Source organism: Nocardia huaxiensis (assembly GCF_013744875.1).
Taxonomy (GTDB): domain Bacteria; phylum Actinomycetota; class Actinomycetes; order Mycobacteriales; family Mycobacteriaceae; genus Nocardia; species Nocardia huaxiensis.
In genome coordinates this window covers 709,691-722,235 of the sequence record NZ_CP059399.1, presented here as the reverse complement: position 1 = coordinate 722,235, position 12,545 = coordinate 709,691, and the positions used below count along the sequence as shown (strand labels likewise).

11 protein-coding genes, 1 tRNA gene and 1 riboswitch are annotated in these 12,545 nt (G+C 67.9%); of the genes, 3 read left to right on the top strand and 9 right to left on the bottom strand.

Annotated elements, in window-relative coordinates; genetic code table 11:
- Window positions 1-91: 91 nt before the first annotated feature.
- On the bottom strand, window positions 92-751 hold the full coding sequence (locus H0264_RS03275) for a biliverdin-producing heme oxygenase (RefSeq protein ID WP_181582585.1): 660 nt from the start codon (window positions 749-751) through the stop codon (window positions 92-94).
- Window positions 752-928: 177 nt separating this feature from the next.
- Window positions 929-1,043, top strand: a riboswitch (SAM riboswitch).
- Window positions 1,044-1,094: 51 nt separating this feature from the next.
- Between H0264_RS03275 and H0264_RS03270 the strand changes: the two genes are divergently transcribed.
- Window positions 1,095-2,408, top strand: coding sequence for an aminotransferase class V-fold PLP-dependent enzyme (locus H0264_RS03270; protein ID WP_181582584.1), 1,314 nt, complete (start codon window positions 1,095-1,097; stop codon window positions 2,406-2,408).
- Here the strand turns inward: H0264_RS03270 and H0264_RS03265 are convergent.
- From H0264_RS03265 to H0264_RS03255, 3 genes are read right to left on the bottom strand one after another with little or no spacing between them, the layout of a single operon-like run.
- Window positions 2,405-2,590 carry a hypothetical protein gene (locus tag H0264_RS03265; protein WP_181582583.1) on the bottom strand — a complete coding sequence of 62 codons (186 nt, stop codon included), beginning with the start codon at window positions 2,588-2,590 and terminating at the stop codon, window positions 2,405-2,407. The genes H0264_RS03270 and H0264_RS03265 overlap by 4 nt on opposite strands.
- Window positions 2,591-2,644: 54 nt before the next feature.
- Window positions 2,645-3,094, bottom strand: coding sequence for a DUF2752 domain-containing protein (locus H0264_RS03260; protein ID WP_231083914.1), 450 nt, complete (start codon window positions 3,092-3,094; stop codon window positions 2,645-2,647).
- A 44-nt stretch (window positions 3,095-3,138) separates the two neighbouring features.
- Window positions 3,139-3,771 (bottom strand): TetR/AcrR family transcriptional regulator, encoded by a 633-nt coding sequence (locus H0264_RS03255; RefSeq protein ID WP_181582582.1) that lies wholly within the window; start codon window positions 3,769-3,771, stop codon window positions 3,139-3,141.
- A 117-nt stretch (window positions 3,772-3,888) separates the two neighbouring features.
- Here H0264_RS03255 and H0264_RS03250 point away from each other — a divergent pair, with 117 nt between their 5' ends.
- On the top strand, window positions 3,889-4,677 hold the full coding sequence (locus tag H0264_RS03250; protein ID WP_181582581.1) for an SDR family oxidoreductase: 789 nt from the start codon (window positions 3,889-3,891) through the stop codon (window positions 4,675-4,677).
- Window positions 4,678-4,790: 113 nt separating this feature from the next.
- Complete coding sequence (locus H0264_RS03245) at window positions 4,791-5,819, top strand: alkaline phosphatase family protein (protein ID WP_231083913.1); 1,029 nt, start codon at window positions 4,791-4,793, stop codon at window positions 5,817-5,819.
- A gap of 20 nt (window positions 5,820-5,839) precedes the next feature.
- Here the strand turns inward: H0264_RS03245 and H0264_RS03240 are convergent, their stop codons facing one another.
- The 5 genes from H0264_RS03240 to topA form a co-directional block, all read right to left on the bottom strand.
- On the bottom strand, window positions 5,840-7,243 hold the full coding sequence (locus H0264_RS03240; RefSeq protein WP_181582580.1) for a PLP-dependent cysteine synthase family protein: 1,404 nt from the start codon (window positions 7,241-7,243) through the stop codon (window positions 5,840-5,842).
- Window positions 7,244-7,418: 175 nt separating this feature from the next.
- Window positions 7,419-7,494: transfer RNA gene (locus H0264_RS03235), tRNA-Thr, on the bottom strand.
- A gap of 62 nt (window positions 7,495-7,556) precedes the next feature.
- A complete protein-coding gene (locus H0264_RS03230) occupies window positions 7,557-8,774 on the bottom strand; it encodes a DNA polymerase III subunit delta' (protein ID WP_181582579.1) in 1,218 nt (405 codons plus the stop codon).
- Between the two features lie 103 nt (window positions 8,775-8,877).
- Complete coding sequence (locus tag H0264_RS03225; protein ID WP_181582578.1) at window positions 8,878-9,378, bottom strand: mycothiol transferase; 501 nt, start codon at window positions 9,376-9,378, stop codon at window positions 8,878-8,880.
- A gap of 83 nt (window positions 9,379-9,461) precedes the next feature.
- Window positions 9,462-12,329 (bottom strand): type I DNA topoisomerase, encoded by a 2,868-nt coding sequence (gene topA / locus H0264_RS03220; RefSeq protein WP_476703695.1) that lies wholly within the window; start codon window positions 12,327-12,329, stop codon window positions 9,462-9,464.
- Window positions 12,330-12,545: the final 216 nt, after the last annotated feature.

Below are 12,545 nucleotides of genomic sequence, written 5' to 3'. Positions count from 1 at the left end.
GCACAGCCCACCGACATTCGGGAGGGAAGAACCCGCCGACCGGACCTGATGATGAAAACCGGCCGGCGGCCCCTCCGGGCGCGTCCAGAATTCAGTTTCGCGCGCTGAACTCCGCACCCAGTTCCTGGAACAGGTTGGTATTCATGGTGAATGCGAGTCGCGCCTCGTCCAGCACGCGCTCCACATCGTCCCCGGCGAGGGGCAGCCGGTCCAGGCTCTCGCGGTATTCGCGTTTGAACGCGGCCGGATTCGAGATGCCGTCGAAGACGTAGAACCGCACGCCGTCGCCCTTCTTGGGCAGATCCCACAGCTTCTCGGCGGTCCCGCGAATGACCTGGCCGCCCGAGAGATCGCCGAGGTAGCGGGTGTAGTGATGCGCGATGTACCCGGCCGGGAAGGTGCGCGCACACTCCTCGATCCGGGCGGCGTACGCGGAAGTCGAAGGCAGTGCGGACAATTCGTCGCGCCAGTTCGGTCCGCCGAGGTAGGCGAGGTCGAGTTCGAGAGCGGCGAGCCGATCGAGTTCCGACCGGACGAACGGCCCGGCGACGGGGTCCTGAGCGAGCTGCGCGGAGTGCTTCTCCAGCGCGTCGTAGACGAACCACAGCTGCGAGGTGTAGCGGTAGAAAGCCTGGACACCGAGCTTCCCGGTGAGCAGATCGCGCATGAATGTGGAGTGTTCCGCCTCGTTGTGCTGCTGCTCGGTCGCGGTGCGGATGAGCGTCGAGAACGGCGTGTCGATGTCCAGCATGAGCAACCTCTTTCACCTCTCGGGCGCCCAACTATGGCTACCCTAACTTCTAGTGACAAGGTTAGCTACAGCAACAATCCCGCGAAACGTACTTTGCGGCCGACCGGATCCAACTTTCGGATGATTTTCGCGGCGGGGTTGACAAGATCCCCGCCCGTCTGCCAGCCTCTGAAACCAGGTCATGAGTGCCAGTGCAAAGCCCCGGCTAGCTGGTCGGCAACCCTCCTCCGCGGTGGGGTGCTCCGGGTGACGACCCGGCCGTATCCCGACTTGGGAACGGCAAGCGCGGACACTCGATCACTCACTTTCTGATCGCGCGTCCCTTATCCGACGGGATTTCGTGATGACTGCTTTCGCCGACCAGAGCTGTGCCGCCCTCGCCGAGGTGTCCGGCCGCGACCTCCAGGTCCCCCTCGTCCAGGGCGGCACCATCACCTACGCCAACTTCGACTACGCCGCCAGCGCACCGGCATTGACCCAGGTCACCGACCGCATCCAGGAGCTGCTGCCGTTCTACGCCAGCGTGCACCGGGGCGCCGGCTACGCCTCGCGCATCTCCACCGACTGCTACGAATCGGCCCGCGGTTCCGTCGCCCGCTTCCTCAACGCCGCCGACGACCAGGTCGTCGTCTTCACCCGCAACACCACCGACTCGCTCAACCTGCTCGCCGGGTGCGTGCCCGGCGACACCGTGGTCCTCGACGTGGAACACCACGCCAACTTCCTGCCCTGGCAGCAGCGCGGCCGCCGCGTGGTCCCGGTCGCCGACACCATCGAGGAGACCATCCAGCGGCTGGTCGCCGAACTGTGCGCCAAACCCGCTGCGCTGCTTGCGGTTACGGGCGCCTCCAATGTCACCGGTGAACTGCTGCCGCTGGAGCGCCTGGCCTGGATCGCGCACCAGTGCGGCACCCGCATCCTCGTCGACGCCGCCCAGCTGGCCCCGCACCGCCGGATCGATCTGCGCACCAGCGGCATCGACTACCTGGTCTTCTCCGGTCACAAGACGTACGCGCCCTTCGGCGCGGGCGTGCTGGTCGGCCGCCGCGACTGGCTCGACGCCGCCGAACCGTATCTGGCCGGCGGCGGCGCGGTCCGCTCCGTCACCACCGACAGCGTGGAGTGGGCGCCCGCCCCGCAACGGCACGAGGCCGGATCACCGAACGTCCTCGGCGTGGCGGCACTGGCCGCCGCCTGCGACGCGCTCGCCGAACTCGACGCCACCACGGCCATCGAGCATGAGCAGTACCTCACCCATCGCCTGCGCTACGGCCTGAAAACCGTTCCGGGAGTGCGCTTTCTGCGCATCTGGCGGGACAGCACCGACGCCGTCGGCATTGTCGCCTTCACCGTCGACGGCTTCGAACCCGGCCAGGTCGCGGCCTACCTCTCCGCCGAGCACGGCATCGGCGTGCGCGACGGCCGCTTCTGCGCACACCCGCTGCTGTCACGCCTCGGCGTCGACGCGGCCCTGCGCGCCAGCATCGGCCTCGGCACCACCGCCGCCGAGGTGGACCGCCTGATCGAGGCCGTCGCCACCCTCGTCGACAAGGGCCCGGCCTGGAATTACGCCCGCACCGAAGGACATTGGAATCCGGTGCCGGAGACCCGGCCCTTCGGCAGCGGTAACGAGGGCGCGGCGCCCTGCGCGTTCTAAAACACGAGGTAGCGGGCGGCGAGTTCTTCGACGAAAGGGTCGTCGTCCGCGACCACGTTCAGGATGTCAAGATCGTCCTGGACGGAAACCCGGCGTACATCGTCCTGTTCGGGGTCCGGTCCGTCTTCTTCCAGCTGCCGGATCAGTTTCGCGCGTACTCGTTCCTTCAGCGAATCACTCATATCCAGAGCATGCCCCGCCGCCACACGATCATCCGGACAGGCACGCCGCAGGGCTCACACCGGCGCGAGCCAGGTTCCGTACGGCGTGTTCCGCAGCACCGTGAACGCCACCAGCAATATCCCGGTTACCCATAGCGCCGCCTGCGGCAGGATGCGCGGCAGCGGCGGCGGCATCTGCCCGCGCAAGCCCTTGATCATCCAATTCCCCCACCACGCAAAGAAACCCACCAGCAGCGGAAGCAGCAGCAGATTGCTGTGGATGGCGTCCAGAATCCGCCCGTCGGTGAGGTTGTGCATGCCCCGCAACCCGCCGCAGCCCGGGCACCAGTACCCGGTCAGCTCGTAGAACGGGCACACCCCGTAGGACCCCTCCACGTGCGGATCCCGGAAATGCAGCAGCGCCATGGCTCCGGCCATCGCGCCGCCCGCGAGCAACGGCAACCCCGCGGTCAGCCACCGCGGCCGGGCAGAGGGTTCGCGCACAGGCGCCGATGCGGTGTCCACGCGCTCAACGGTAGCGGCGTGGACCGCGCGCTGCCAGAGCGGTCTCAACGCACCGGCGCCCGTTCGACGACCGGCGCGGTGAGTGTCCCGGCAAGCATGTCGATGATTTCTCCCCAGGCATCCACAGCTCCGGCCGCGACCTTGCCCGCCTCCACCGCACGCTCGTGATCGGCGAGCAGCGCGAAAAGCACTGTGGGCAAAGCACGCAAGCGTCGCAGGCGCAGTCGCGGCGGCAGCTCGCCGAGTTCGCCTTCGAGCCCGCGCATGATCACGCGCACCGAAGTGCGCTGTGCACTGTCGAGATTGCCCGCGTCGGTGACGGCGGGATGCGCGTGGATCTGTTCGAGAAACCGCGCGTAATGGTGTACGCCGTGCCGTGATCCGAGTTCGAACATGGGGATGACCAGGGCCTCCAGCAGCCCGTGCACGCGCTGCGGCGGCCTCGAATTCGATTGTTCGGCAAGTATTTCCAGCCGCCGGACTTCCAGGGTGGCCAGCCGGTACTCGACGACGGCCTCGATCAGTCCGTCGCGCGAGCCGAAGTGGTACTGGATGGCGGAATTGTTCCGCTGTCCGGCCGCCGCCGCGATATCGCGCAGCGGCACCGTCTGCCCGCGTTCCGCGATGAGTCGTTCCGCCGCGAGAATGATCCGCTCGCGCGCCGCTGTCCCTGCCACAGCTTGCAGGGTAGCCGCTCACCAGCGCCTAAAGAACTCCTCCTTGACAGTTAAGAACCTGTTCTTAAATATTGCTCGTGACCGCCGTCACGGGCGGTTTCCGAAGGAGGAATTTCCATGATCCTTGACGCCTTCCGCCTCGACGGCCGCGTCGCCCTGGTCACCGGCGCCGGGCGCGGCATCGGCGCCGCCACCGCGCTCGCCCTCGCCGAAGCCGGTGCGGATGTCGCCCTCGCCGCCCGCACCGCCGCCCAGCTCGACGAGGTCGCCGGCAAGATCCGCGCGCTGGGCCGCCGCGCGGTCACCGTCCCGTGCGATCTGTCGGATCTGTCCGCGGTGAGCGCCTTCGCCGAACAGGCCGCCGCCGAGCTCGGCCGCATCGACATCGTGGTCAACAATGTCGGCGGCACCATGCCCAACACCTTCATGACGACCTCCCCCGAATTCCTCGAAGAGGCGTTCCGATTCAACGTCTCCACCGCGCACGCCCTCACTCAGGCCGCGGTCCCGCACATGCTGAAGAACGACGGCGGCTCGGTGGTGAACATCAGCTCGATGCTGGGCCGCACCGCCGGTCGCGGCTTCCTCGCCTACGGCACCGCCAAAGCGGCACTGGCACATTGGACGCGACTGGCCGCCACCGATCTGTCCCCGCGAGTCCGCGTGAACGCCATCGCCGTCGGCTCCGTGCTGACCTCGGCGCTGGAGGTCGTCGCGCAGCAGCCGGAGATCAAGGCGCGCATGGAATCGGCGACGCCGCTGGGTCGCCTGGGTGAACCCTGGGAGATCGCGGCCGCCATCGTCTACCTGAGTTCCCGTGCGGGCGGCTACATCACGGGCAAGGTCATCGAGGTGGACGGCGGAATCGAGCACCCCAACCTGGAATTGGGCATTCCGGACCTGTGAATCGGACACTATCTGTCTGTGACACAACGGCTCCGGATCGGCCGATGAATCGTCGGTGAACACCGTTTCGGAGATCTAGACGGCGAACGGCGGTCCTTGGCACGGTCTAGACCGTGAAATTCCCACACGGAAATACCTTCACCGCCCTGACCGCCGCCGCCTTCGTCACCCTCTCGACAGTCGCCGGAACCGTCACCGCGACAACCGCATCCGCCGCTGCCACCGTCAACAAAGTGGTGGTCATCGGCCTGGACGGGGCAATGTACAAGAAGATTCAGGAAGCCGGGGCGGCCAATCTGCTGAAGCTCGCCGCCGAGGGCACCCTTGGGCAGACCTCCATCGCACCGCACACCACCATCTCCGGTCCGTCCTGGAGCACGGTGCTGACCGGCGTCTGGGACACGAAGCACGGAATCTACAACAACAGCTTCACCGCCAAACCCTTCGAGAAGTACCCCAGCGCTTTCACCCTGCTCGAAAAGGCCAAGCCCGAACTCCGGACCGAATCCATCGTCACCTGGAAACCGATCAGCATCATCGCCGGTTCCAACACCCCGCACGCCGATGTGAACATCGCCAGCCCCGCCCAGTCCGACGACCCGACCGAAGCCAAGATCGACGCTGTCACAGCCGATTCCAGCGCGGCGGCCATCACCGACGACGGCCCGGACTTCCTGTTCACCCACCTCGATCAGATCGACGAGGCCGGCCACAGCCACGGCGGCTCCTCGAAGGAGTACCTCGAGGCGATCCGGCGCATCGACGCCGAGGTCGGCAAGATCGTCGCCGCCGTCGACGCCCGAGCCAAGGCCAACCCCAACGAGAAGTGGAACATCCTGGTCACCGCCGACCACGGCCACAAGCCCGGCGGCGGCCACGGCGGCCAATCCGCCGACGAGACAGCCAATTTCCTCATCGCGCGCGGCCCGTCCTTCAAGGCCGGCGTCACCAACAGCACCAACTCGCTGGTCGACATCACGCCGACCGTGCTCGACCTGCTCGGCGTGCAGGCCGGCCCCGACTTCGACGGCAAGTCGATCATCGATGGCGGCGGCAGCGGCAGCGCCGGTGGCGGCACCGGCTCCTCCAGCCTTTCCTCCGGCCTGTCCAGCGGATCAGCGGGCTCGAACCGAGCCGGATAGCAGCAGGCACATTCGAGCAGCTATGCCGAATGGGCCGCCGCGATCCGCTCGGCGTCGACGAGGGCGACCACCCTGCCCGCATCCGCCAGCAGCACCGGTCCCACATGCCCGGTCGTGCGCTCGATTGCCTGCGAGAGAGGTTCGGTGGTGCCCACCACGGGCAGCGGACCCGACAGATGGTCGTCCAGCTCATCGGCCTCTGGCGCGTCGGCCAGTCGCGACGCCTCGACCGACCCCAGCACCTCCGCCACCACCGCAGGCCCGATTACCTTGCGCTGCAACAGCACTGGCAGTGCGGAGCGAGAACCGAGCAGCCCCTTCGCCGCCCCGACGGTCGCACCGGACGGAACGTGCACCGGCGGCGGGAGCCGGCTCGGATCACCCAGCGCCTCGCCGACGGTCACGCCGCCCGCGGGCGCTGTCAACGGAAACCCCAGCGCGCCAAGCCATTCGTCGTTGTAATACTTCGACAGATAGGCCCGCCCGGAGTCCGGCGCCACGACCACCACCACAGCCTCCGGCCCGAGCCCCCGCGCGACGCGCAAGGCCGCCGCGATGGCCGTCCCCGACGAACCCCCGAGCAACAGCCCCTCCTCCCGCGCCAGCCGATGCAGCACGCGGATCGCCTCCACATCCGGAATGCTCTCGACCCGATCCACCACCTCCGGATGATAGGAATCCGGCCACAGATCCGGCTCCGTCTCCGGATGCCGGAAGTGCCCGACCGCCTCGACGTACCAGATCCGCCCATCACCCCCGCCGTACACCGAGGTCTCCGGATCCGCCCCGATCACCCGCACCGCTCCCCCGGACGCCTCCTTCAAATATTCGCCGGCCCCGGTCACCGTCCCGCCGGTCCCGATCCCCGCGACGAAATGCGTTACCCGCCCACCGGTTTGCGCCCAGATCTCCGGCCCCGTCGTGCCCCGATGCGCCGCCGGATTGGCCGGATTGTCGTACTGCCCCGCGAACCAGGCCCCCGGAATCTCCTCGGTGAGCCGCAACGCCACGCTCCGCAAATGTTCCGGATGCCCGACCGGCCGCAACCCGGGCGTCAAATGCACCTCCGCCCCGTATGCCCGCAGCAGCGCGATCTTCTCCGCGCTCACCCGATCCGGCACCACCACCACACTCCGATACCCCCGCGCCGCCGCCAACGCCGCCAACCCCAGCCCGGTATTCCCCGAACTCGCCTCGACGACGGTGCCACCCGCCCGCAACTCCCCCGCCTCCTCCGCCCCCAACAGCATCCCCACCGCCGCCCGATCCTTAACGCTCCCACCAGGATTCAAATACTCGAGCTTCACGAAAACCGTAGCCCGAACGTCCCCCACCACCCGATTCAACCGCACCAGCGGCGTCCGCCCCACCGCCTCCGCCACCGAATCGAACACGCCCCCGGCAAACGACGAACCATCAGCCATCCGACACCCCTGCCAGCTTCTAGGGATAACCCAGTCCCACACCATCTTCCAGGCAGCCGACCGCACAACCCCCACCCACCCGAACCAGACTCCCCCGCACCCCGAACCCAACCCGAGGCAACACCCAAAAGAAAAAGGCCCGGCACACGAGCCGAGCCTGAATCCAAGGAGTTTGTGGAGCCGCCTGGGGGAATCGAACCCCCGACCTTTTCATTACGAGTGAAGCGCTCTACCGACTGAGCTAAGGCGGCGTGCCTTCCGGCGGTGCGAGTCTATCGTCTCGCGCCCGGATCGCGAAAACCGGTGGTCACGGTCACGTGTTCGAGCGGGCCGCTATGAGGGTGGCGGCCATGGCGGCGACGGCGAAGCGGGGTTTGACGTTCGTGTCGAGGGCTTCGCGGCAGTCGAGGACGGCTTGGATGCAGCGCAACAGGCCCTCGGGGCGGATGTCGGAGGCCAGTTCGCGGATCTGGTCGGCCATGTCGGGGTGGGTGAGGGCCACGCCGGAAGTCGAGTCGGGGGTGGCCGCGCCGAAGCGGACGGCCAGAGCGTCGCGGTACAGGCCCGCGACATCGATGAGGGCACGGTCCAGCGCGTCGCGGCCGGTACGGGTGGCGCGGGACTTCTGGCGCTTCTCCAATTCTTTGAGCGCACCGGCGGATCCGCGGGTGGCGGAGGCGGCGCCCTTGCCGGTGCCGCCCGCGCCGAGGGCCGTGGCCAGTTCTTCGCGTTCCTTCTCGTCGCGTTCGGCGCTGACCTGTTTGGCCTCGTCGTCGGCGGTTTTCACCAGGTCGTCCGCGGCGGCGTAGGCGGCTGCGGGGCGGGCCGTCGCGGCGACCAGGGCCAGGGCCTTCTTGCGGCGGGCGCGGGCGTCGTCGTCGGTGGCCAGGCGGCGGGCCCGGCCGACGTGACCGCCACTGATCGAGGCCGCCCACTGCGCGGTCTTGGCGTCGAGGCCGTCGCGCTCGCGCAGCACCTTCGCCACCGCCTCCACCGACGGGGAGGTCAGGTGCACGTGCCGGCAGCGCGAACGCAGGGTGATCGAAATGTCCTCGGGATCCACCGAGGGCGCGCACAGCAGGAAAACCGTTCGCGCGGGCGGCTCTTCGACCACCTTGAGCAGGACGTTTCCGGCGGCCTCGGTCAGGCGGTCGGCATCCTCCACGACCACGACCTGCCAGCGCCCGGTGCTCGGCCGCCGCGAGGCCACCTGCACGATCTCGCGCATCTCCTTGGTGCCGATACTCAAGCCCTCGGGCACCACGCGCCGCACATCACCGTGGGTTCCGGCCATGGTGGTCGTGCACGCGTGACAGCGCCCGCACCCGGGCTGATCCGGATCCGTGCACTGGAGAGCCGCCGCGAAACACAGCGCGGCCACCGAACGACCCGATCCGGGCGGCCCGGTGAACAACCACGAATGCGTCATTGCCGACGACGAGCCCGCCCCGCCCCGCGCGGCCACCGCGGCAGCGGTCAGTTCGGACTCGACCGCATCCTGGCCGACCAGTCGATCGAAGACACCCGCCACGTCGTACACCCTAGCTGTCTGTATCTCCCTGGGGCTCCAAGCCCCCAGACCCCCGGGCGGGGGGCCGGCCCCCCACTCCCCCGGCTGATTGGATTGCCGAATGTCAGACGCGCTGCTGGGTCGTATTCGCCCCGTCCAGTGACTCCCGAATGATGTCGGCGTGGCCGCTGTGGTGCGCGAATTCGCGGAAGAGGTTGTAGAAGATGTGCCGCGCCGGCCACCACTGCCGCTCCGGCGCCCACGGCGCGGTCGGGATCGGGATGGGCGTGTCGAAGCTGTCGATCTCGCGGATCAGCTTCTCGGTCTGCTCGGCGAGCGCCGCCCACTCGGCCAGCAGCCCCGCGACGGTCTCGTCCGGACCCATCCGATGCGCCGAATCCATTTCGGACACATCGAATTCCGAGTTCTCGTCGCGCTCGACGAGCACCGTGGTCCAATGCCGTTCGGTGGCGATCAGATGGTGCAGCAGACCACCGAGAGTGAGTTCACTGACCGTGGTGCGCTGCCGAGCCTGGTCATCGTCGATGCCGCGTAGCGTGATACCGAACAGCCTGCGCTGATCGGCCATGCCCGCGATGAGATCCTCGCGCTCCCGATCGGTCATCGAAAGTCCTTCCGCTGGTGCGTTTCCCGTGCTCACACGCTACGGGAACGCACCGACAGGAAGAACCCCGCGGCGGGATCCGATCAGGACTTGGCGGACGCTGCCTTCTTGGCCGTCGTCTTCTTCGCGGCGGCCTTCTTGGTCACCAGCCCATCCGCGGTCTTGGCCGCGGCCTTCTTCGCGGCCGCCTTCTTGACCACCTTCGTCGCCGAGGTCGCGGTCTTCTTCGCCGCAGCCTTCTTGGCGGTCTTCTTCGCGGCCTTCTTCACCGGCCCGCGCGCCCGCCGATCCGCCAGCAGCTCCGAGGCCCGCTCGTCGGTGATCGACTCCACCTCGTCGCCCTTGCGCAGCGACGCGTTGGTCTCACCGTCGGTGACATACGGACCGAACCGGCCGTCCTTGATCACCATCGGCTTCTCCGACACCGGATCCACGCCCAGTTCGCGCAGCGGCGGCGCACTGGCCGCCTGCCCGCCACGCCGCTTGGGCTCGGCGTAGATCTTGAGCGCCTCCTCCAGCGTGACCGTGAAGATCTGATCCTCACTGGTCAGCGACCGCGAATCGGTGCCCTTCTTGAGGTACGGCCCGTACCGCCCGTTCTGCGCGGTGATCTCGTCACCGGAGGCCGGATCGGCGCCCACCACGCGCGGCAGCGACAGCAGCTTCAACGCGTCGTCGAGCGTGATCGTCCCCAAATCCATGGACTTGAACAGCGATCCGGTGCGCGGCTTGGGCGCGACGGCCTTCTTCGCGCCCTTCTTGGCCTCCGGCTCCTCGGCCGGCTCCGGCAGGATTTCGGTGACGTACGGCCCGAAACGCCCTTCCTTGGCGACGATTTCGTGCCCGGACGCCGGATCCACCCCCAGCGAGCGACCTTCCTGCGGCGTCGCGAAGAGCTTCTCCGCAACCTCGGGGGTCAGCTCGTCCGGCGGCAGATCGTCGGGCAGGTTCGCCCGCTGCGACACCGGATCCCCTTGCGGGTCATCGGGATTGACAATCATGCGCTCCAGGTACGGCCCGAACTTGCCGACCCGCACCACCACATCGCGACCCTCGTCATCGCTGAACAGCTTGATGGAGTTGACTTCTCGCGCATCGATACCGTCGAGATTGTCGCCGACCATCCGCTTCAGACCGCCCGAGCGCGCCACCGACCCGTCGGCGCCGTGATCGCCACCGAAGTAGAAGGAGGACAACCAGTTTCCGCGCTGCTCGCGCCCACCGGCGATGGCGTCGAGATCGTCTTCCATGGCCGCGGTGAAGTCGAAGTCCACCAGCCGCCCGAAATGCGCCTCCAGCAGGCCGATCACCGCGAACGCCACCCACGACGGCACCAGCGCGCTGCCGCGCTTGTACACATACCCGCGATCCAGAATCGTCTTGATGATCGAGGCGTACGTCGAAGGACGGCCGATGCCGAGCTCTTCGAGCGCCTTGACCAGCGAAGCTTCCGTGAACCGCGGCGGCGGATTGGTGGTGTGCCCATCCGGCGCCAGCTCGATGGCGGTGACGCCCTGGCCCTCGGTCAGCGCCGGCAGCCGCGATTCGGCGTCATCGGACTGGCCGCCCGCCTCCTCGTCGACACTCTCCACGTAAGCCTTGAGGAAGCCCGCGAAGGTGATGGTCCGGCCCGACGCCGAAAACACGCACTCCTCACCGGAATTCGCGACACCGGTGATGCGCACCGTCAGCGTGGTACCGCGTGCGTCCGCCATCTGCGAGGCCACGGTGCGCTGCCAGATCAGTTCGTACAAACGGAATTCATCGGTGTCCAGCCGCGAATGCAGCTGTCCCGGCGTCTGGAAGGTGTCACCCGAGGGGCGAATGGCCTCGTGTGCCTCCTGCGCGTTCTTGACCTTGCGGTTGTACTGCCGCGGCGTCGGGCTCACATACTCCGCGCCGTACAGCTGCGTCGCCTGCGCGCGCGCCGCGTCGATCGCCGACTGCGACAGCGTCGTCGAGTCGGTACGCATGTAGGTGATGTAGCCGTTCTCGTACAACCGCTGCGCGACCCGCATGGTGCGCTCGGAGGTGAAGCGCAGCTTGCGCGCCGCCTCCTGCTGCAGGGTCGAGGTCATGAACGGCGCGTACGGCTTGCGCGTGTACGGCTTGGATTCGACCGAGCTGACCGTGAGATCCACATTGTGCAGGGATTCGGCAAGCCGCTGCGCGTACCCGGCATCCAGCACGACCACGCCCGAGGCGGTCTTGAGCTGCCCGTCGGCCCCGAAATCGCGACCGGTCGCCACACGCGACCCGTCCACCTGCACCAGGCGCGCCCCGAAGACCCGCGGATTCCCGCCCTCCTCGGACCCGCCCGCATCCAGCTTCGCGGCGATATCCCAGTACTCCGCCGACCGGAACGCCATGCGCTCCCGCTCGCGCTGCACGATGACGCGCGTCGCCACCGACTGCACGCGGCCCGCCGACAAGCGCGGCATGACCTTCTTCCACAGCACCGGCGACACTTCGTAGCCGTACAACCGGTCCAGGATGCGCCGCGTCTCCTGCGCGTCGACCAAATCCTTGTCCAGTTCGCGCGTGTCGCGGGCCGCCGCCTGGATGGCGGGCTCGGTGATCTCGTGGAACACCATGCGCCGGACCGGCACCTTCGGCTTCAGCGTCTCCAGCAGATGCCACGCGATGGCCTCGCCCTCGCGGTCGGGGTCGGTGGCGAGGTAGAGCTCGTCGGCGTCGGCCAGCAGGCTCTTCAGCTCACTGACCTTGGCCTTCTTATCGGGGCTGACCACATAGATGGGCTCGAAGTCGTGATCGACGTCCACGCCGAGCCGCGCCCACTGCTGTCCCTTATATTTCGCCGGCACATCCGCCGCGCCGCGCGGCAGGTCGCGAATATGACCGACCGACGCCTCCACGACATAACCGCGGCCCAGATAGGGGGCGATCTTCTTGGCCTTCGTCGGCGACTCCACGATCACGAGACGACGCAGGTTACGGCCCTGGTCGGGTGCTGAGTTCGGCGCTGCACCGCGGTCTCGTGTTGCCACCGGCGAACACACCTTTCCTGTAGATCCGCGCGGCGCTGGTGCGCGCGATACGCGGCTGGGGCAAGCGGCGGCGACTACTGATATCGCTGCCAGCAACGTTTATACCCTGTTCAATGCCTGCGCTTCGGTCGCAGCGGCGATGTGGCCCCGGGTTGTGAT